Source organism: Loigolactobacillus jiayinensis, assembly GCF_003946445.1.
Lineage (GTDB): Bacteria > Bacillota > Bacilli > Lactobacillales > Lactobacillaceae > Loigolactobacillus > Loigolactobacillus jiayinensis.
In genome coordinates, this window is record NZ_RHOF01000061.1 from 1 (window position 1) to 18,927 (window position 18,927).

Below are 18,927 nucleotides of genomic sequence, written 5' to 3' on the forward strand. Positions count from 1 at the left end.
TCTTACCACCCAGAAAGTCGCTTAAAGTTTCGTCCAATATTTGGGGTTCACTTCACAGCCTCGTTTTTTCTGTATTTATGTTATTCAAGTAGCGCGTTAATTTTAGTGAAGCATTGCCAGCAGCTGTAAAAGTAAACTTGGGTATCTGAGACGCTAAATTAAAATTCTCATTGACTTTTAACCTTAGGCTTTCTATAATGAAAATCAATATCAATTGTCACTGAAGAGAAGAATCGTCAAGTGCGTTACAACAGAGAGCCTTGGGTGCTGAAAAGGGGCGTAACGACCGACGACAAATGGTCTTGGAGACATGTTTGCATGCACGGCTGTCCACCGATATCTGGACTTTGAGATACGTTGAAACGTAAAAAAAGGTGGTACCGCGATCAGTCGCCCTTTGTGGAGTTAAACTCTGCAAGGGGCTTTTTTTGTGGTCTTAGTTAGGTACATATCAGGCAGATTTTTGGGTAAGAGAGGGGTTCGTCTTCATGAAAAAATGGCGTAAATTTGCTTTAGCAGCCGTTGCTGGATTAAGTTTTTTGTTAGTCAGTATACCTACACATGCCGCCGATAAAACAATTCGGTTAGGCAGTTCACCAGGTCCGTACAGCGAGTTATTCTTAAACGGCATTAAGCCAATTTTGGAAAAGGAAGGCTATACGGTTAAGAATACGTCATTTTCTGATTTATTACAGGCCGACGTTGCGCTAAGTCAAGGGCAACTCGATCTGAGTGTGGATCAGCATACAGCCTATATGGATAATTTTAATGAAAATAAAAAGGCTGATTTAGTTGCTTTTACACCGATTCCCACTGTACCGACCGCGATTTTCCCCGGTCAGCGTAAAACGTTGAAAGCTGTTAAAAGTGGCGATAAGATTGGTATCCCCAACGATCCAGCCAATACAGCACGAGCCTACCGATTATTAGAAAAAGCTGGTTGGATCAAATTGCGTAAAGGTGTTGATCCATTACAGGCCACTAAAAGTGATATTGTGAAGAATCCGCATCACTTGAAATTCATGGAAATGGATTCAGCGCAGATTCCGCGTAATTTACAGGATCTAGCTTATGGTGTTGTACCAGGCAGTGTTGCTTATAGCGCTAAATTAAAGCCAAGTGCCAGCCTGTTACATGAAAATGTAGTCAAACAGTACGAATTAGTAGCCGTCACGACCAAAGATAAGCAGAACCAACCTTGGGTTAAGGCCGTTAAAAAAGCCTATCGCTCAAAGGAATTTAAAAAGTATTTGCAGAAGCACAACACCAATGGTTATTGGTTTGTACCTAAAGAATTGAAATAAGGAAGGAATTTGACGATGAGTAAAGAACCATGGCAGGAACAAATTGAAACGATTTTAGCGCAGGCCGGTAACCGGAGTGATGACCAGCAAACTGGGGCAATCGCGGCGCCGTTGTATTTTTCGACAGCATTTCGGCATCAAGGGCTAGGGCAATCCACGGGTTACGACTATTCCCGCGTACAAACACCGACGCGCAAATTGTTGGAGTCCGTTTTGGCCACCATGGAACATGCTAAATACGCTTATGCGTTAAGTTCTGGTATGGCAGCAATTCAGTTGGTATTTTCGCAATTCAAAACTGGCGAGCACATCATCACGTCAGATGACTTATATGGTGGCAGTTTCCGCTACTTTGATCAATTGACGGATCATTATCAAATCGATTTTAGTCAGTGGAACGGTCAAGATTATGCGCAATTGACGCAATTAATTCAACCGACAACTAAAGCAATTTGGCTGGAGACACCGTCGAATCCGACAATGAAAGAAATCGATATCGCTAAAACGGCCGAAATTGCTCATGCCCATGGCCTACAACTCATCGTCGACAATACGTTTTATACGCCATTATTGCAACAGCCATTGTCACTTGGCGCTGATATTGTGGTGCATAGTGCTACTAAATACATGTCGGGCCACAATGATATTTTAGCTGGTGCGCTGATGCTAAACGATGCCACAGCGGCCAAAGAATTAACTTTTAATTTAGTGACGACTGGTGCCGTTTTAGATCCATTTAGTTGTTGGCTGTTACTGCGTAGTTTGAAAACCATGCCGCTGCGGTTGAAGCAACAACAGATCAACGCACAGGAATTAGTTGCTTATTTGCAAAAATCTACGGCGGTGGCTAAAGTGCTCTATCCGGGTAAAGGCGCCATGATCAGTTTCTATTTGGCTGAGACGCACGCGGTTGATGCCTTTTTACAGCAGTTACAGGTGATCTCCTTTGCCGAAAGTTTGGGTGGGGTAGAAAGCTTGATCACGGTGCCGGATGAGCAAACACATCATGATATGTCAGTGGCACAACGCCGCGCGCTAGGGATTACGCCTAATTTGTTACGGTTGTCGGTGGGGATTGAAGGCAGTGTTGATTTGCAGCGCGATTTAGCACAAGCATTTGCTGCTAGTGAAATTTAGTTGGCGTTAGTGGGAAAAGTCGGTACAATAGGTAGGACACGAGAAGGGATGTTCTAAACGATGAAATTAGCTGATTTTTTCCAAACTGCCGTTATTGCTGGCGAACCAGTGATGACCAGTGGTTACGAGCTGAAAGCAAAGGGTTTACCAGTATTGCAGTTACCGCTGTCTGATTTGGCGCAGATCTACTTTAATTATTTTTACGGCACTCGTTATGTGACCCAAAATTTTGAATTGAATAAAATGGAGATTGCTGATATTAAGGATGAGCAGCACATAAGCGACTTATCCAATCAAATGTTCCAGCAAGATCTTAAACAAATCGTCGTTGAAGTCGACGTGCGACCTGCAGAAAAGCAAGTTGTTTTGTCTTTCCGCCACGATGGTTAAATGAAAGCTGCGTCTGAAGCTAGGCGCAGTTTTTGTGTAGCTTCATTTTACTGTGACTATTTAATTTGCGGCCGCAGCTACGTTGGGTTAATCGTAACTGGCAAGATGGATATAGCGTAAGTGAATTACAATTTAATCTAGGGCTTTGAGTTACTAATTTTAACATAGCTATTCTAACGATAAACTAGGCTATAGTCTTTTAAAACGTGCAGAGCAACTTCTAGTCGCATCTAACCTTGTTTTCTTGTACAATGAAACCTGATAAGGATGTGATGGTAGGTGTCACTTTGGAAAAAGTTTTTGGCGAATGTTGAGTTGCGACGAATCGTTGTATTGCTGGCCATTATCGCCGTTTTATATTTAGCGCGTAGCATGATGAGCATTATTTTGTTAACGTTTATCTTCACTTTTTTAGTTTTGCAGCTGGTGAAATTTATTCGACACTGGATCAAAATTCCGGCACCGCTGATTGTGGTCATTATTTATGCGCTGGCTATTTTTCTCCTGTATTCAGCGATCACCAAGTATTTGCCGGTAGTTGCTGAACAAACGGTGAAAATGGTTGATTCAGTATATAAGTTTTATCAGAATCCGGATTATGACACAAATCAAGTGTTTAAATGGATCAATAGTTACATTAAGACCTCGGATCTAATGCACCAATTTAAAGGCGGCATCGCGGTGGCCTTCACTTATTTAACCAGTATTGGCACGATGGGCGTGACTTTCTTTTTATCACTGATGCTCAGCTTTTTCTTCACTATTGAAAGTCAGCGCATGTTCAAGTTTTCGCGCTTATTTCTAAGTAGCGATTACGCTTGGCTCTTCCAAGATATTTATTTCTTCGCTAAAAAGTTTGTTAACACGTTTGGCGTAGTGATTGAGGCACAAGTATTTATCGCACTGACCAATACAATTTTGACGACGATTTTCTTGAGTATCATGCACATGCCACAATTACCAACGCTGGCCATTATGGTCTTTTTACTCAGCATGATTCCTGTAGCTGGGGTGATCATTTCGTGTATCCCATTGGCGTTGATCGGTTATTCAGTTGGTGGTATTCAAGATGTCGTTTATATTTTAATTTTGATTCTGATCATTCATGTTCTCGAAGCCTACGTTCTTAACCCACAGTTCATGTCTAGTCGTACTAAGCTGCCGATTTTCTACACCTTTGTTGTGTTATTGATCGGTGAGCACGTGTTCGGTACTTGGGGACTGATTGTCGGAATCCCAATTTTCACTTTCTTCCTCGATATTTTAGGGGTCAAATCGATTGGCAATAAAAAGGAAAAATTAAAATCAGCTAAGAATTGACTTCTTAACAGTATTGTTCTATAGTAAGCATTAATCAATAAAATAGCTGTGACGAGAAGAGTAATTTAGTTGGTTTTTTAGCGAGCCTGAGGTTGGTGAAAGCAGGTAAAATAAACTAGGTGAAGATGAGCTCCGAGCTGGCGTGGGTCAATAAGGCTACGCGTCCGGGTTTGCAAACGATACTTTGCAGCACATTGATTGATGTGTTAGAGGCTATTGCTATGAGGCAATGGCGAATTTAGGTGGTAACACGAAAGTTAAAGCTTCCGTCCTAGTACAATTATTTGTACAGGCGGGAGCTTTTTTTGTTACCATAGCTTAATGTAAAAAATATTGTAGTGTAAATGTGTTCTAGATGAAGGTGATGTTCACCTTCTAAAAGGCACGCGCAGAAGGGATGGTCGTCATTATGAAATTATCAACAACAGAATTTATCGCAAAGTATGCCGTTAAACGGGCAGGCACAAACTCATTGAAGTGGGATGCCTTGGATCAACGTTACGGGGATCCTGATTTGATTGCTATGTGGGTTGCTGATATGGAATTCAAAGTGCCAGAAGCGGTGACTGCAGCTTTAACAGAGCGCGTCAATCATGGCGTTTACGGCTATTCTTATACACCTGATTCCTACTATGAAGCTTACTTTAACTGGATGCAGACGCGGCACAACATTAAATTAGAAAAAGACTGGCTCCGTTTTGAAACTGGGGTGGTTAATTCTATTTACGGCTTAGTCAACACGTTTACCAAACCACAAGAGGCAGTAATGATCCTGACGCCGGTATACTATCCTTTCCATAACGCTGTATTGGATAATCATCGCCAGTTAGTCACTTCAGAATTGATCAACAACGACGGTCACTACACAATCGATTTTGACGATATCGAAGCTAAAATTGTTGCTAATAAAGTTAAATTATTGATTCAATGTTCACCACACAATCCCGTTGGTCGTGTATGGACTGAAGCTGAATTAAAACAGTTGTTGGATATCTGTCAACGCCACCACGTGTTAGTTGTTTCTGATGAAATTCATCAAGATATTATCATCGGCAAGCAGCCATTTGTTTCCGCATTAAACGTTGCGCACGGCCGTTATCGGAATAACTTAATCGTCGTGACCGCACCATCAAAGACCTTTAACTTAGCGGCAATGCTTAATTCGCACGTGATCATTCCTAGCGAAGCCTTACGGACACGCTACGATAAGTTCCATAAGCAAATCAACCAAACTGAGGTCAGCGTGCTAGGCCAAGTCGCTGCCGAAGCGGCTTATCGTGAGGGCGGCGAGTGGCTGGATCAATTACTCAACGTGGTTCGCAGCAACTATGATTATTTGCGTAGTGAACTTGCCGCCAAAGTACCAGCCATTAAAATTGCACCGCTAGAAGGTACCTATTTAGCTTGGTTGGATTTGCGGGCGGTAGTACCAACTGATTTAACCAAGGGATTCATCCAAGACGAATGCCACTTGGCCGTTGATTTTGGCCAATGGTTCAGCAAAAATGATGCCGGCTTTGTCCGCTTGAACTTGGCAACTGAGCCTAAATACGTCCATGCGGCCGTTGCTAACATTATTAGCAGCTTGGCTAAAATTAGTGAAACACGCGCCATAAGCGCAGCAGAATAAAACCTAAGATACCGCCGATAAAAATAATGCCCAGCCCGCCATGTAAAATTGCGAGGCTGGCATTTTGATTTACGGCGTGTTGTAATGCCTGACTAAAGGCATAAATAATGAAGTAAATAAAACTAATGAGCCAAATAAGATAACTGATTTTACGCATGAAAAAAGCCTCCGTGAATGTGAGTTAAGTTAAGTTTACGTGAAGCTGGCAGTGAATTAAAGTTTGTTTTTGAAAATAGTTATGAAAAAAGCGCTAACAGATTAGATTTTTTACCGTATCCAGTGTACAATGAATAAGAAATAAATTAAAAGTGAGGTAGTCCACCATATGGCTAAATTAGTTTTTATCCGTCACGGTCAAAGTGAATGGAACTTATCCAACCAATTTACAGGTTGGGTCGATGTTGATTTAAGTGAAGAAGGCGTACGCCAAGCCCAAAACGCTGGTGCTTTATTGAAAAAAGAAGGCATCGAATTTGATCAAGCTTATACTTCTGTATTGACTCGTGCCATCAAAACTTTGCATTACGCATTGGAAGGCTCCGACCAATTATGGATCCCAGAAACTAAAACTTGGCGTTTAAACGAACGTCATTACGGCGCATTACAAGGCCAAAACAAAGCCGAAGCAGCTGAAAAGTGGGGCGACGAACAAGTTCATATCTGGCGTCGTTCATACGATACTTTGCCACCATTATTGGATGCAAATGACGAAGGTTCAGCAGCACAAGATCGTCGTTACGCTGACTTAGACCCACGCGCTATCCCAGGCGGCGAAAACTTGAAAGTTACTTTGGAACGCGTTATCCCATTCTGGGAAGACGAGATCGCACCTAAGTTACTTGATGGCAAAAACGTCATCATCGCCGCACATGGTAACTCATTGCGTGCCTTGACTAAGTACATCGAAAACATCTCTGATGAAGACATCATGGGCGTTGAAATGGCAACTGGCGAACCAGTTGTTTATGACTTAGACGACAAATTAAACGTTGTTAGCAAGAAGAAATTAGGCTAATAAACCGTATGAGATAGACACTCCTTAGTGATAGGGAATGTCTATTTTTATACACTTTTTTGGGCATTCGGGCGCTACTTGGACGCTAGCTGGACACTACCAGCTAAGGTTTTGGTAAATTGGTAGGTAAGTATTAGTGATTTGTTGCGGGTGATTTTTTGCTGAGGAAAAAGTTTTATTTTTTTACGCCTTTGATGCCCAATATGCCTGTTAGTTTGGAGTTAACGTTAAATAATCTACGATGAAAATGACACTAGTTGGCACGAAGCTAGCAGATAAGCTAATTTAAGACGGTTAGTTACTATGCAGATCTTAGCATATGGGTTTAGAAAGTACACAATTTCGTATGACGATGCACGCTTCTCTGTGTAAAAAGGCTATTAATCTATACTTTTTAGAAAAAGAGAATATTTATAGTTTGCTGAAAGTAACTCTAGGGTTGCAAAATGGCGATATTAATTGATGTGGAAAATTCAATATGGAAAACTTAATCGTATTTTGGATAAGATAATTATTATTACAGGTACATTATCTGGTATAGGTTGTAGATGAAGCTACGGTAAAACCTCTAGGCTTGAATAGGAATAAAATTATTCTAGGTGCTAGAAGCAAAATCAGTATTTATAAAAATAGTGGTTGCGTTTTCTAAAGCCCGGTAGTAAGATAACAATTGAAAACTGAATAGATTTCTTCGGGGCAGGGTGAAAATCCCGACCGACGGTGACAACGTAAAGTTGAAGTCCGTGACCCACGTGTAAGCGTGGTTGACCCAGTGTGAGTCTGGGACCGACAGTTATAGTCTGGATGGGAGAAGAAATATAATAACTATTTCGTACCATGGGTATAGTCTATTTATTGGACGTACTATTCTCGTATGAAATCTTATTTAGCTAACTATTAATGGGGCCCCGCATTTATTTGCGGGGTCCTTTTTTGCGAGGTGGATAAGATTTTTAGTGATAAAGAGTATCTCGCTTTGGCAGTGACCGAAGCGAGAAAAGGCGCCAACAAGACATGGCAGAATCCTCAGGTTGGAGCAGTCATCGTTAAGGACGGCCGAGTTTTAGCTACAGGTTATCATCATCAATTTGGACAGCAACATGCTGAGATCAACGCGTTAAGTCATTTGGTTAATATGGAACAGGCGCGTGGTGCCACAATGTACGTGACGTTGGAGCCTTGTTGTCATACTGGTAAGACGCCACCGTGTGCCAAGCGATTAGTTGATGTCGGAATTCGACAAGTTGTGATCGGACAGTTAGATCCGAACCCGATTGTTAGTGGTAAAGGTGTAAAGCTACTACAAGCAGGTGGCGTTGATGTCAAGTTAGCTAATTTTCCTATGACGATCAACCATGCTTATAATTCCTTTTATCAGCAACAACGGCCATTGATTACCGTTAAATATGCAATGTCCTTAGACGGTAAGATCAATAAACAAACGGGTAAACGTACTTTGTTAACTGGTTACACAGCTTGGCTGGATAGTCAGCACTTACGGGCGCAACAACAAGCTATTTTAGTTGGTGAACATACATTGTTAGTGGATGATCCAGAATTAACTGTAAGACAGGAAATCTTATTATACCCACCAATTCGGATTGTTGTGGTTCACGATGTTAATCTATTAAGCTCGCAGTTAATGCTATTTAAAGGTGATGCACCGGTTTGGATATTAAGCCAAACACCGCTAAAACAGAGTCTGCCTGGTCAATCAAAAGTTTTCGTCAACGCCGAATGGACACCTCAAGCTATCATAGCTTTGTTAACGAAAAAAGGGATCCAATCCTTATTGGTAGAGGGTGGAAGTCACCTGCAGGCAGAATTTATTAGTCAGCAATTGATTGATCAGCTTGTTGTTTATATTGCGCCTAAGTTACTAGGCGGTGGTGGGTTACCGGCAGTAGCTGGAACTCCACTGCCACAGTTGATCGATTTTAAGCAATTTACAGTAGAACAGGTTGGTGCTGATCTACGCGTCAGTAGTCGCCGGGAGGTTTAATGATGTTTACGGGAATTATTAAGGATGTGGGCACCCTTGCCCGAATCAGTAAAAAACAAACAACCGAAATTTTGACAATCAAAACTAAACTATTACAACAAGGTGAGTATCATTTAGGCGATAGTATTGCTATTAATGGCACTTGCTTAACTATCACAGCTGTCACGAATAACACCTTTAGTGTTGATGTGATGCCAGAAACTTATAAACGAACTAACTTAGGTTTGCTGAAAGCTAATGATCTTATCAATTTGGAGCCCGCCTTAGCTGCTTCTGCTAGGCTAGATGGCCATTTTGTATTAGGCCACGTGGATACTACAACAAAAATTGTTAGTCGCCGCGTTGATCAAAACGCGATTATTTTAACTTTTGCTACACCGCCAACTTATCGAAAATATTTAGTTGAAAAGGGCTCAGTGGCTTTAGATGGTGTCAGTCTTACCTTGGTGAGTGCTGGTCCCAAAACGTTTAGTGTAAGCTTGATTCCATTTACGCTGGCGCACACAATTCTAGAAGATAAAAAAGTTGGTGCCATTGTTAATGTGGAGACTGATATATTAGGAAAATATATTGAGCAATTAGCTCAGGGGAGTGTAGTTGCATGAAAAATAATGCTGTCGAAAAAATTGAAGCCGCAATTGCGGAATTAAAACAAGGTCATTTGATCATTATCGCGGATTCAACCGATCGGGAAGCTGAAGGCGATATGATGGGCCTAGCTGAGTATGTTACCCCAGAAACAGTCAATCATATGGTTACCAAGGCCCGTGGATTATTATGTGTACCGATGAGCGCTACATATGCTACTCGTTTAGGCTTACACAAAATGGTAACTGATGACACGGACGCATTTGGGACTGCCTTTACGATCAGCACGGATGCTAAAACTACAACTACAGGGATCTCGGCTTTTGATAGAGCAGATACAATTAAGCAATTAGCCGAAAGTGATAGTCAACCTGATCAGTTTTATCATCCTGGTCATATTTTCCCATTGATTTCTCGGACTGATGGCGTTTTGGAACGGACAGGGCATACTGAAGCTGCCGTTGATCTTGCTAAAATTGCTGCGGTTGCTCCAGTGGCGTATATTTGTGAAATTCTGAAGAAGGATGGCACTATGGCACGGCGTAAGGATTTAAAAGCGATCGCGGAAGGTAGCAAGATGCTAATGATCACAGTCGATGAATTGATTGAATATCGTAAATTACAAAATCAGCTCACTGCTTTACCGGTCGTTAAACTACCCACCAAGTACGGTGACTTTATGCTGGAAGCCTTCAGTGAAGATGATACTAAAGAACCAACTCTGTTGATTTATAAGGGTGATCTGACTACAAACACGCCGGTACTTTTACGGTTACATTCTGAGTGTCTGACAGGGGATACATTCAAATCACAACGGTGTGATTGCGGTGCCCAATTAGAACGGGCCTTACAAAAAATCGAAGTAGAAGGCCGTGGCGCCGTATTATATATGCGTCAAGAAGGGCGTGGTATCGGCTTGCTGAATAAAATCAAAGCCTATCGATTACAGGAACAAGGCTTTGATACCGTAGAAGCTAACACTGAGCTAGGATTTGCGGCAGATCAACGCGACTATGCACTAGCAGCACGAATCCTACAACAAAAGGGTATTAGTGACATTAGATTAATGACTAATAATCCAGATAAAATTGCTCAGCTCACTGCTTTAGGCATTACTGTTACTGAACGAATTCCGTTGGAAATTCCGGCGACATTATATGATCGGCAATACCTAGTGACTAAGAAAGCAAAGTTCCATCATTTATTACGGGAGGTCAACTAAAATGACAGAAATTTATGGGATCATTAAGGGAGAAACAGCAAAAATTGCAATCGTTGCGGCACGCTTTAATTCTTTGGTAACAACAAAATTAGTTGCTGGCGCGGAGATGGAATTAACCAAGCATGAAGTTCCAGCGGATAATGTCACCGTTGTCTGGGTACCGGGTGCATTAGAATTATCTCGAGTGGTAAAAAAAGTTGCTGCAACTGGAAAATTTGACGGTATTATTGCCTTAGGCGCTGTAGTCCGTGGTGAAACTTCGCATTATGACTTTGTTTGCAGCGAAACAGCACGAGGTTTAACTGAACTTTCTTTACAAGGACCAGTACCCGTTATGTTTGGCGTTTTGACTACGGATAATATGGAGCAGGCTCTTAATCGTGCTGGCGGTAAAGCTGGCAATAAGGGGAATGACTGCGCAAATGGTATTTTGGAAATGATTAGTTTGGAGCTCCAGTTGTAAGGTTATAGCTAATGAGCATACTCTCTAGGACAAAAATCAGGGCCACTTTATTGCTTTGATCAACACTTTATTCGACTAATTAACTCCGCAAGTTGCCGCAATAATTAGCACAGAGTTGGTCACTATTAGTGACCAACTTTATAGGTCTGGCAAACAATCAAGCCTGATTAGAACTTTCATGATTTAGTAAGTATATTGATTGCTATCTATGATCGTACTTGCGATAATGACGGTGTAATGAAATTAACATAGGAGGTGCACAATGGTAAAAATGGTTTTTGTGAACTTACCGGTTACTGACATGCAACGTTCCATCAAATTCTATGAGGCATTAGGGTTTGAGCAAAACAAAGAGTTTTCGGATGAGAATGGCGTGGGCATGATGTGGAGTGATGCAATCTGGATCATGTTATTGACACATGACTTTTATAGCAAGTTTCTGCAAGGACAAACAATAGCTGACACACAAAATATGAGCGGAAGTATGACTGCATTTAGTTTTGATAGTGTTGCGGCAGTCAAAGAATTCGCGGCGAAGGCTGCAGCAAATGGCGGTTCGTATTATCATGTTGAATTAGGCATTCCCGAAAATCAAATGTATGAGTTGGAAATTAAAGATCCTGATGGCAATATTCTTTCGGCTTCATGGATGGCAATGTAAATATTTAAAAGACACATGAACTATTGCATTAAATTGGCACACCTCTTCGTGAGGAGTGCCAATTTTTTGTATATTTTTAGGCCAATTAGAGTGGCAAAACAACAGAGAGCGAATCATGTTACTTCAGAACTACTTGCTTCTGTTTTAATCAGCACCGTTGTTAAATCCGATAGATACTTCCGGACGTGATTTTACTCGAAATTTTCGTCAGCTCTGCTAAATTTGGTTGGTCGTGCTGAGCAATGTATTCCTGAGTCATTTGGCAAAGACCGGCAGACATAAATAGAGCGGCGTACTCGCGCTCGGAATCAGAAACATTCACAAAGCTGTCGCGACAGGACAACATTGCCTGATAAAAATATTTGTTAAGTAGGTGTTATTAGACATTGGACTTGAACTATGGTTTAAGTGGTACGCTAAATATGAGGTGATTGTATGACGGAATTAGAAAAGTTAATGGCTGGGGAAGAATATTATTTTTTGGATGAAGAAGTTGCTAAGCGTAAAGCACGTGCAGCGCAGCTTTGTCAGGAATTTAATCAGATATCAGCAACAGAGCCAGCGGCGCAAACTGCTAAGATCAAAGAAATTTTTGGTTCAAGCGGTGAGCGAGTTTCTGTGCAAGCTAATTTTAATTGTGATTATGGTAAAAATATTCATGTTGGTGAGGATTTTCTTAGTAACTATAACTTAACAATCTTAGATATCGCGCCAGTTACCATGGGGCATAATGTCATGATTGGTCCCAACGTTGATATCTATACGGTTAATCATCCAATGACTGCCGCGGGTCGTCAGCACTATCTAGCGCAAGCATCACCAGTAACGATTGGCAATGATGTTTGGATCGGTGGCAAAGTTGCGATTATGCCCGGCGTTACGATTGGTAACAACGTGATAATTGCAGCCGGCGCTGTTGTCACTAAAGATGTACCCGATAATACCTTGGTGGGTGGTGTACCGGCAACAAAAATTAAATCATTATAGTCAAAAATGCAACAACTCAGAATTTCAAGTTGTTGCATTTTTTAGTGCGAAAAAATTAATAGTTAACGTTATTTGAAGCCAGTCTTAATTCGACAATACGCGAATGCTTTGGTTGTGTGCAGACGCTTAAAAGTGCTTGGCCAACATCTTCTGGTGTTAAGAAACCTGATTCAGCGACACTCTCTGCAGTTCTACCATAACCAACTTCAAATTCAGTTGCTCCGGCATGCGGACAGAAGACGCAAGTTCTGATTCCCTGATCAAGCAATTCTTTGTCTAATGCTTGGCCAAAACCGCGCAAGGCAAATTTGCTACAGGAATAGGCCGTTTCATTTGCATGGCCAATAATTCCGGTAACTGAGGAGACCATAATAATTTGGCCATCATTTCTTTTCAACATGTCTGGAACCGTATTTTTAGTGAACGAAAATGCGCTTCTAACGTTAGAATTCATGATTAAGTCATAGTCTTCCATTGTGGTTTCAGTGAGTGAAAGCGTGCGACCGATTCCGGCATTATTGATTAAAATATCGACTTTACCAAAGGTTGCGATTGCTAGTTTAACCGTTTCGATGGCGGTTTGTTCTTTGATAGCATCACCAGCATAATAGACTGATTTGGCGCCGAGTTGCTCACACGCAGCAACGACCGCTTGAAGCCGTTCTTCTCTTCTGGCCGTTAAAACTAGGTTGCAGCCTTCTTTAGCAAAGGCCAACGCGGTGCCACGGCCAAATCCAGAACTGGCACCAGTGATAATCGCTACTTTTCCATCTAATTTATTCACGATAGGGGCACTCCTTTAGCTAATGACTTATTCTGGCTGATCGGCCGAAGCTGACAAATCATGTAGCTTTTTAAACTGCGCTAAGGAATCTGTATATTTTTCAATGGCTGTATCGGAGGCAAACTTGCCTAAAGGTAAGCGCAATGGTAGGTCTGCAGAATGATTGGTGACTTGATCGTAGATAATTTCAGCAGCTTTATCTGGATCACCAGCTTCATGGTGCGCGTTATTTGTATTACCGGCAATCATTTTTTCGAACTGCTGATAGTCTTTTATTTTTGGCAATGTTTTATCTGATGAACGACCTGCCAATCAGTTCTGAATCCGCTTGGTTCGATCAACATCACTTTAATATTGCTGCCAGCGACTTCCTGAGCCAATGATTCGCTGATGTCTTCAACAGCATATTTTGTGCCATGATAGAAGGACAGGGTTGGGAATGATGCTAGACCGCCAATTGACGAAAAGTTGATGATGATACCAGCTTTTTGCTGACGCATAACTGGTAGTACACTGCGGGTCATATCAACTAATCCCCAGACATTAACATCAAACATATATTTGACGGCTGCGCGGTTGCTTTCCTCAAACGTACCAAAGTAACCTAAACCAGCATTATTAATTAAAATATCAATGGAACCAAATGTGTCCTGAGCCTGTTTCACAACGGAATCAATTTCTTGCTGATTAGTAACATCTAGCGTTGATTTTAATATTTGGCCATGATTAAATTCGTCTAAATAGTCTAATTTACTAGTATTGCGCGCAGTGGCAACTAGATTAACGTCATCTTTTTTTGCTAAAAATAACGCTAAGGATTTGCCGAAGCCAGTGGAAGTACCGGTAATAAGCCAAGTTTTATTTGACATAATATGATCTCCTTGTTTATAAATTTCTAATTCTCTGCTATCATACGACTTAAACTAGGGTTTAAGTCAACCAAGAAATGGAGATCGTATTTTGAATTATTCAATTGGTGAAGTCGCACAAAGAATAGGCACTAATACTTCTACGCTCAGGTACTATGATAAAAAAGGATTGTTACCGTTTGTAGAACGTGATGCTGCTGGTAGAAGAAAGTTCAAAGATAATGATTTTAATTTTCTTGAAGTCATTAATTGTCTCAAGAAGAGTGGCGTACCAATTAAAGATATTGGTAAGTTTATTAATTTATGTCTACAAGGTGATGAAACTTTACGTGAACGCTATGATTATTTAGACCAAGAAGAAACTGTTTTAGAAGCTAAAGTCCGTGATATGCAAGGTCAATTAGACTTTCTAAGATTCAAAAAGTGGTACTACAAAACAGCCGTTGAAGCAGGAACAGAAGCCATTCATTTTACACCAGGGACTAAATTTGTTGATCCCAGTACCCATGATCAATATCGAAGCGCATTACAAGCAACTAATGATCGCAGTCAATTGATTGATCTGCAAAAATAATTATAAAATGAGCAGACGAGTTTGTACCTAAGTTGCTTGATCAAGCAATTTAGATTATTAAAAATATGAAATAACCAGAGGAAAAATCAAATGCTATATTATTATTTTTGCGCAGTTTTTACACTGATTAGTGCTACAGTAAGCTCGGGGTTCTCTGTAGCTGCTTATTTGAAAGCAAAGGCACAGGGGACTGATACTTTAACCACTGCAAAATATGCAATGTCGCGGAGTTTTTCATTACTGTTAGCAGCCATTGGTTTGTTGGTATTCACAGCTTACCCCTACTTAGTTGCGTTGGCATTCATTATGATTTGCATCCAACTGTTTGATGGCATTATAGGAATTAAAATCAGTACTTTCAAAACAATTGGTCCAATCATGACTGCCGTTGGGAATGCGGTTATGTTAGTACTCTTTTTAATCAATGGCTGAAAGTACAATGTTTCAGAAATAAAATAAGATAAGGGGATCGACGATGAACGAGCTTGAGAAGTGTATGGCTGGCGAGTGGTATGACTGCCACGACGAGGTTTTCTTAGAGTATAAAAATAATGCCAGAAAATTATTGGGACAGTATCAGGCATTAGCGTATGACCAGAAGCAGGAAAAGACGAACGTGTTAGAAAAATTATTTGGCGGTATCGGAACTAATGTTTCAGTAGGGCTGCCATTTATTTGTGATTATGGTCGGAATATCTATCTGGGTAATAATGTATCAGTGAACATGAATTGTACGTTTGTTGACTGTAACAAAATTGAAATCGGTAATAATGTTCTGATAGCGTCAAACGTACAGATATATACTGCCGCCCATCCGGTTGAATTAGCCGAACGACTGACACCTGATTGGCAGCCAGAAAACGGCGAATATTTCTGCCGGACTTATGCCTTGCCTGTAAAAATTGGGAATGGTGTTTGGATTGGCGGTGGCGTGATTATTCTTCCGGGTGTAACGATCGGCGCTGGCACTGTAATTGGAGCAGGCAGCGTTGTGACAAAAGATATCCCTGAAAATTGCGTTGCGGTTGGAAATCCATGTCGCGTTATCAGAAAAATAAATGGTGCAGCCGATAATTAAATTAGTGGCGCTCGCTTTAGATAGACGTCTTTTTAGGTGGACAGACAAATGATTAAAGTCTGTTGATCTAGGAAGGCGTTTTTTATGTAGCCAAGGCCGCACCTGCAATGGTGATTTACATAGTAATACAGAATTTGTTTTGAATACCACCGGTACTTTTATGGGTAACGAAAAGTGTCATTAAAAAAATGAGATCATAGGGTTGACACTTTGACTACTTAGTAATATTATATACCAGTACTAATCATTACTAAGTACTAATTAAGAAAGGAATACCGTATTGAAAAATATGACAGAAATGCTAAAGGGGCTCCTGGAAGGGATTATTCTGCAGATAATTGCGAAGGGCGAGACCTACGGCTATGAGATCACCAATCAACTGGTGAAAATGGGCTTCAAGGATATCGCTGAAGGAACCGTTTATACAGTTCTATTAAGACTAGAAAAACAAAAAATATTGAACGTGGAACGGCGAAAGTCGCAAAAAGGACCAATGCGCAAGTTCTACACATTGAATGCAGCTGGCCAAGCAACATTGGACGATTTTTGGCAACGTTGGCATTTTTTAAAAAATAAAATGACCGAAATAGAGGAAAATAATAATGAAAATTAGTTGGAAAAAGATGCGCGAAGATAAAAAATGGTATCGCGATTATCAAGCAAAGGAAAAGGAATTACCGGAAACCTATCAAACGGCGATCAAAGCATTGGATGCGTACTTAATGCAGTTCTGGGGGACCGATGAATTCATGAATTTACTGGATGACATGCTCGCAATTTTTCAAGAAAATGCAAGTGAAAATGTACCAATCAACGCCCTTGTTGGCGATGATCCGGTTGCGTTTGCGGACGAACTTTTAGCACAGTATCAGCAAGCAACTTGGATGCGTAAACAACAAGATAAGCTACGTAATGCTTTTAAGGCGTTGAAATCATGACAGCAGCAATTGAAATTCAACACTTAGTACGCTCTTTTGGGAAAAAAGCGGTACTAAGTGACGTTAATTTAACGGTTCAGCAAGGGGAGATATTTGCCTTATTAGGTGAGAATGGTTCGGGTAAAACAACTCTAATTCGAATTCTGACTTCATTGTTGGCACCTGATGCAGGAACGGTCACAATTCTAGGTACTCCGCTAAAAGGAAATGAGAATCAAATTCGGCAGTTGATCAGTCTTAACTCACAAGCAACGACTGTTGATGGCGATTTGAGTGGACGTGCAAACCTTGCTTTCATAGCGGACCTGCGCGGTGTTCAATCTGGAAAATTGGTCATTAATGATCTGATTGAGCGCTTTGATATGGTCGACTTTATTGATCGTAAGGTTGCAACTTATTCTGGTGGGATGAAGCGGCGCTTGGATATTGCCATGTCACTGATTGGCGATGCGCAGATTATTTTTCTGGATGAACCGACTACAGGCGTCGATCCAAAGGCACGTCAAGATATTTGGCGATTAATTCAAAAAATACGTGATGAAGGTAAAACAATTTTTCTGACCACCCAATATTTAGAAGAAGCCGATCAGCACGCTGACCATATTGCTTTTTTAAATAAAGGCAAAATTGTTTTGTCTGGCACGCCAACTGAAATTAAGACAAGCGCGAGCCCACAATCAATATTGACCGTGGCGTTAGAAGATGAAAATGGTGCTGCTCGTGTGTTGCCAGAACGGCAATTTCATGCTGGCAGTGTTGTTTTGCCAGATGATCAAGTTGCACGCTCACTTAAGTTGCTCGTCAATAATGATATTAAAGTTGTGTCACTGGGACCGGCTAAGAATGATTTAGAAACCGTCTTTTTTAATGTGGCAGAGGAGGAAGCTAATGAAGTCGTTTAAACAGCTTATCGTTTTAACAAAACGTATTCTGCGCCAAAACTTTACTGATGCGGATACGATAACAACGGTCATTGTAATGCCAGCATTCTTGTTGTTATTTTTCGTTTATGTATTGGGTGGCAACGTCACGATTGGTAACCATGGCAGCATCCAGGCTTATCTTAATTACGCTTTACCTGGTTTTTTGTTATTAACGATGACAATGGGTGCGGCCTATACGTCAATGCAAATTAATAACGATAAATTAAGCGGCATGTTAGATCGGCTTCATTCGTTGCCGATAAAAAGGTGGGTTATCCTTGGTGCGCACACACTAGCCTCGATTTTGTTTATGCTGATCGCTGAAGTCGTTGTTTTCATTGTTGGCTTATTGATGGGCTACCGACCAGATTTGACGCTTGGCTCTGCGTTAGTGATGCTTTTGCTATCGATTGCCTTTGCTCTAGGAATCACGCTTATGGCGATTCCGTTTTCACTCAAAGCAAAAGGATATGCCGGTGCCGGCGCATTTTCATACGTGTTGATGATGTTGTTGATGGTTAGCTCAGCACTCATGCCGGTGCAGGGGATGGCCAAACCGATACGAATATTTGCCGAAAATCAGCCAATGACACCAATCGTGAATCTGGCAAGAGACTTATTTGCTGGCGATATCGTGGTCGCAACCTTGTTACAAGCTAGTATTTGGTTACTCGTTTTAATTTTTGTCTTTGCCATTTTTGCATATAAACGTTATCGTAAAATGTTTCTGACTAATTAGCTGACTCTTGATGCGTTAATTGATCAATGCGCCAACCAATTATGTTTACTGTACAAATTTCTAAGCAGGTTGCGCAGCGGGTACCTTTAATCGCTGACGCTAGCCGCAAGTAAAATTGATTCAATCACCGTGCCAAAAACAATGTTTGCTGCTATTAAACGAGTTGGTGCTTTTACGTTTAAGTTAGTTGATTAGGCGGGTTCAATTTTAAAGAAAAATAAGGTTCTAATTATTCGAAAATGGCGAGCTGTTATAGTCCCTTTATGGTTGACAGATGAAATAATATAATTCATTTATCGATCA

Annotated in this window: 21 protein-coding genes, 1 pseudogene, 1 riboswitch and 1 other annotated feature; of the genes and pseudogenes, 19 read left to right on the forward strand and 3 right to left on the reverse strand. The window is 41.0% G+C overall.

The window, feature by feature from the left end:
• Nucleotides 1-488 precede the first annotated feature (488 nt).
• The 5 genes from EKM80_RS12575 to EKM80_RS12595 all read left to right on the forward strand — a co-directional run bounded on the left by EKM80_RS12575 (nucleotide 489) and on the right by EKM80_RS12595 (nucleotide 5,781).
• Nucleotides 489-1,304 (forward strand): MetQ/NlpA family ABC transporter substrate-binding protein, encoded by an 816-nt coding sequence (locus EKM80_RS12575; protein WP_125553740.1) that lies wholly within the window; start codon nucleotides 489-491, stop codon nucleotides 1,302-1,304.
• A gap of 15 nt (nucleotides 1,305-1,319) precedes the next feature.
• Nucleotides 1,320-2,441: an aminotransferase class I/II-fold pyridoxal phosphate-dependent enzyme gene (locus EKM80_RS12580; RefSeq protein ID WP_125553743.1), complete on the forward strand. Its 1,122-nt coding sequence runs from the start codon at nucleotides 1,320-1,322 to the stop codon at nucleotides 2,439-2,441.
• A 60-nt stretch (nucleotides 2,442-2,501) separates the two neighbouring features.
• Nucleotides 2,502-2,831: a hypothetical protein gene (locus EKM80_RS12585; RefSeq protein WP_125553745.1), complete on the forward strand. Its 330-nt coding sequence runs from the start codon at nucleotides 2,502-2,504 to the stop codon at nucleotides 2,829-2,831.
• A 279-nt stretch (nucleotides 2,832-3,110) separates the two neighbouring features.
• Nucleotides 3,111-4,151: an AI-2E family transporter gene (locus EKM80_RS12590; protein WP_125553747.1), complete on the forward strand. Its 1,041-nt coding sequence runs from the start codon at nucleotides 3,111-3,113 to the stop codon at nucleotides 4,149-4,151.
• A gap of 39 nt (nucleotides 4,152-4,190) precedes the next feature.
• Nucleotides 4,191-4,428: a binding site (T-box leader), on the forward strand.
• A 132-nt stretch (nucleotides 4,429-4,560) separates the two neighbouring features.
• Complete coding sequence (locus EKM80_RS12595) at nucleotides 4,561-5,781, forward strand: MalY/PatB family protein (RefSeq protein ID WP_125553749.1); 1,221 nt, start codon at nucleotides 4,561-4,563, stop codon at nucleotides 5,779-5,781.
• Here the strand turns inward: EKM80_RS12595 and EKM80_RS12600 are convergent.
• Nucleotides 5,747-5,938 (reverse strand): hypothetical protein, encoded by a 192-nt coding sequence (locus tag EKM80_RS12600; RefSeq protein WP_125553751.1) that lies wholly within the window; start codon nucleotides 5,936-5,938, stop codon nucleotides 5,747-5,749. The two genes, EKM80_RS12595 and EKM80_RS12600, sit on opposite strands and share 35 nt — an antisense overlap.
• Before the next feature lie 168 nt (nucleotides 5,939-6,106).
• Between EKM80_RS12600 and EKM80_RS12605 the strand changes: the two genes are divergently transcribed.
• The 7 genes from EKM80_RS12605 (at nucleotide 6,107) to EKM80_RS12635 (ending at nucleotide 12,719) form a co-directional block, all read left to right on the forward strand.
• Nucleotides 6,107-6,796 (forward strand): 2,3-diphosphoglycerate-dependent phosphoglycerate mutase, encoded by a 690-nt coding sequence (locus EKM80_RS12605; protein WP_125550438.1) that lies wholly within the window; start codon nucleotides 6,107-6,109, stop codon nucleotides 6,794-6,796.
• A 683-nt stretch (nucleotides 6,797-7,479) separates the two neighbouring features.
• Nucleotides 7,480-7,616: riboswitch (FMN riboswitch) on the forward strand.
• 120 nt (nucleotides 7,617-7,736) lie between these two features.
• The gene (ribD, locus tag EKM80_RS12610) at nucleotides 7,737-8,798 is read left to right on the forward strand and encodes a bifunctional diaminohydroxyphosphoribosylaminopyrimidine deaminase/5-amino-6-(5-phosphoribosylamino)uracil reductase RibD (RefSeq protein ID WP_125553753.1); all 1,062 of its coding nucleotides are present in this window, start codon (nucleotides 7,737-7,739) and stop codon (nucleotides 8,796-8,798) included.
• A gap of 2 nt (nucleotides 8,799-8,800) precedes the next feature.
• Nucleotides 8,801-9,403, forward strand: coding sequence for a riboflavin synthase (locus tag EKM80_RS12615; RefSeq protein ID WP_125553755.1), 603 nt, complete (start codon nucleotides 8,801-8,803; stop codon nucleotides 9,401-9,403).
• The gene (ribA, locus tag EKM80_RS12620; RefSeq protein WP_125553757.1) at nucleotides 9,400-10,608 is read left to right on the forward strand and encodes a GTP cyclohydrolase II; all 1,209 of its coding nucleotides are present in this window, start codon (nucleotides 9,400-9,402) and stop codon (nucleotides 10,606-10,608) included. Before EKM80_RS12615 ends, ribA begins: the two co-directional genes overlap by 4 nt.
• 1 nt (nucleotide 10,609) lies before the next feature.
• Nucleotides 10,610-11,071 (forward strand): 6,7-dimethyl-8-ribityllumazine synthase, encoded by a 462-nt coding sequence (gene ribH, locus EKM80_RS12625; protein WP_125553759.1) that lies wholly within the window; start codon nucleotides 10,610-10,612, stop codon nucleotides 11,069-11,071.
• A 262-nt stretch (nucleotides 11,072-11,333) separates the two neighbouring features.
• Complete coding sequence (locus EKM80_RS12630; RefSeq protein ID WP_125553761.1) at nucleotides 11,334-11,732, forward strand: VOC family protein; 399 nt, start codon at nucleotides 11,334-11,336, stop codon at nucleotides 11,730-11,732.
• A 435-nt stretch (nucleotides 11,733-12,167) separates the two neighbouring features.
• Nucleotides 12,168-12,719, forward strand: a complete 552-nt coding sequence (locus EKM80_RS12635) for a sugar O-acetyltransferase (RefSeq protein ID WP_125553763.1) — start codon at nucleotides 12,168-12,170, stop codon at nucleotides 12,717-12,719.
• Between the two features lie 55 nt (nucleotides 12,720-12,774).
• Here the strand turns inward: EKM80_RS12635 and EKM80_RS12640 are convergent, their stop codons facing one another.
• Both EKM80_RS12640 and EKM80_RS12645 read right to left on the reverse strand, forming a co-directional pair.
• Complete coding sequence (locus EKM80_RS12640; RefSeq protein ID WP_125553765.1) at nucleotides 12,775-13,503, reverse strand: SDR family oxidoreductase; 729 nt, start codon at nucleotides 13,501-13,503, stop codon at nucleotides 12,775-12,777.
• Between the two features lie 27 nt (nucleotides 13,504-13,530).
• A pseudogene (locus EKM80_RS12645) lies at nucleotides 13,531-14,372 on the reverse strand (SDR family NAD(P)-dependent oxidoreductase).
• Between the two features lie 91 nt (nucleotides 14,373-14,463).
• Between EKM80_RS12645 and EKM80_RS12650 the strand changes: the two are divergent.
• The 7 genes from EKM80_RS12650 (at nucleotide 14,464) to EKM80_RS12680 (ending at nucleotide 18,624) form a co-directional block, all read left to right on the forward strand.
• Nucleotides 14,464-14,946, forward strand: a complete 483-nt coding sequence (locus EKM80_RS12650; protein ID WP_125553767.1) for a MerR family transcriptional regulator — start codon at nucleotides 14,464-14,466, stop codon at nucleotides 14,944-14,946.
• A 168-nt stretch (nucleotides 14,947-15,114) separates the two neighbouring features.
• Nucleotides 15,115-15,378 (forward strand): hypothetical protein, encoded by a 264-nt coding sequence (locus EKM80_RS12655; protein ID WP_125553769.1) that lies wholly within the window; start codon nucleotides 15,115-15,117, stop codon nucleotides 15,376-15,378.
• A 43-nt stretch (nucleotides 15,379-15,421) separates the two neighbouring features.
• A complete protein-coding gene (locus EKM80_RS12660; RefSeq protein ID WP_125553771.1) occupies nucleotides 15,422-16,024 on the forward strand; it encodes a sugar O-acetyltransferase in 603 nt (200 codons plus the stop codon).
• Nucleotides 16,025-16,304: 280 nt separating this feature from the next.
• The gene (locus tag EKM80_RS12665; RefSeq protein ID WP_125553773.1) at nucleotides 16,305-16,637 is read left to right on the forward strand and encodes a PadR family transcriptional regulator; all 333 of its coding nucleotides are present in this window, start codon (nucleotides 16,305-16,307) and stop codon (nucleotides 16,635-16,637) included.
• Nucleotides 16,627-16,962, forward strand: coding sequence for a DUF1048 domain-containing protein (locus tag EKM80_RS12670; protein WP_125553775.1), 336 nt, complete (start codon nucleotides 16,627-16,629; stop codon nucleotides 16,960-16,962). The genes EKM80_RS12665 and EKM80_RS12670 overlap by 11 nt, the downstream gene beginning before the upstream one ends.
• Nucleotides 16,959-17,864: an ABC transporter ATP-binding protein gene (locus EKM80_RS12675; protein ID WP_125553777.1), complete on the forward strand. Its 906-nt coding sequence runs from the start codon at nucleotides 16,959-16,961 to the stop codon at nucleotides 17,862-17,864. The genes EKM80_RS12670 and EKM80_RS12675 overlap by 4 nt, the downstream gene beginning before the upstream one ends.
• Nucleotides 17,851-18,624 carry an ABC transporter permease gene (locus EKM80_RS12680; RefSeq protein WP_125553779.1) on the forward strand — a complete coding sequence of 258 codons (774 nt, stop codon included), beginning with the start codon at nucleotides 17,851-17,853 and terminating at the stop codon, nucleotides 18,622-18,624. The genes EKM80_RS12675 and EKM80_RS12680 overlap by 14 nt, the downstream gene beginning before the upstream one ends.
• Nucleotides 18,625-18,927: the final 303 nt, after the last annotated feature.

Bases quoted from the DNA above. Each gene is read 5' to 3' on its own strand.
- EKM80_RS12575 (WP_125553740.1), top strand. From the start codon at position 489: ATGAAAAAATGGCGTAAATTTGCTTTAGCAGCCGTTGCTGGATTAAGT.
- EKM80_RS12580 (WP_125553743.1), top strand. From the start codon at position 1,320: ATGAGTAAAGAACCATGGCAGGAACAAATTGAAACGATTTTAGCGCAG.
- EKM80_RS12585 (WP_125553745.1), top strand. From the start codon at position 2,502: ATGAAATTAGCTGATTTTTTCCAAACTGCCGTTATTGCTGGCGAACCA.
- EKM80_RS12595 (WP_125553749.1), top strand. From the start codon at position 4,561: ATGAAATTATCAACAACAGAATTTATCGCAAAGTATGCCGTTAAACGG.
- EKM80_RS12600 (WP_125553751.1), bottom strand. From the start codon at position 5,938: ATGCGTAAAATCAGTTATCTTATTTGGCTCATTAGTTTTATTTACTTC.
- EKM80_RS12605 (WP_125550438.1), top strand. From the start codon at position 6,107: ATGGCTAAATTAGTTTTTATCCGTCACGGTCAAAGTGAATGGAACTTA.
- EKM80_RS12615 (WP_125553755.1), top strand. From the start codon at position 8,801: ATGTTTACGGGAATTATTAAGGATGTGGGCACCCTTGCCCGAATCAGT.
- ribA (WP_125553757.1), top strand. From the start codon at position 9,400: ATGAAAAATAATGCTGTCGAAAAAATTGAAGCCGCAATTGCGGAATTA.
- ribH (WP_125553759.1), top strand. From the start codon at position 10,610: ATGACAGAAATTTATGGGATCATTAAGGGAGAAACAGCAAAAATTGCA.
- EKM80_RS12630 (WP_125553761.1), top strand. From the start codon at position 11,334: ATGGTAAAAATGGTTTTTGTGAACTTACCGGTTACTGACATGCAACGT.
- EKM80_RS12635 (WP_125553763.1), top strand. From the start codon at position 12,168: ATGACGGAATTAGAAAAGTTAATGGCTGGGGAAGAATATTATTTTTTG.
- EKM80_RS12660 (WP_125553771.1), top strand. From the start codon at position 15,422: ATGAACGAGCTTGAGAAGTGTATGGCTGGCGAGTGGTATGACTGCCAC.
- EKM80_RS12670 (WP_125553775.1), top strand. From the start codon at position 16,627: ATGAAAATTAGTTGGAAAAAGATGCGCGAAGATAAAAAATGGTATCGC.
- EKM80_RS12675 (WP_125553777.1), top strand. From the start codon at position 16,959: ATGACAGCAGCAATTGAAATTCAACACTTAGTACGCTCTTTTGGGAAA.
- EKM80_RS12680 (WP_125553779.1), top strand. From the start codon at position 17,851: ATGAAGTCGTTTAAACAGCTTATCGTTTTAACAAAACGTATTCTGCGC.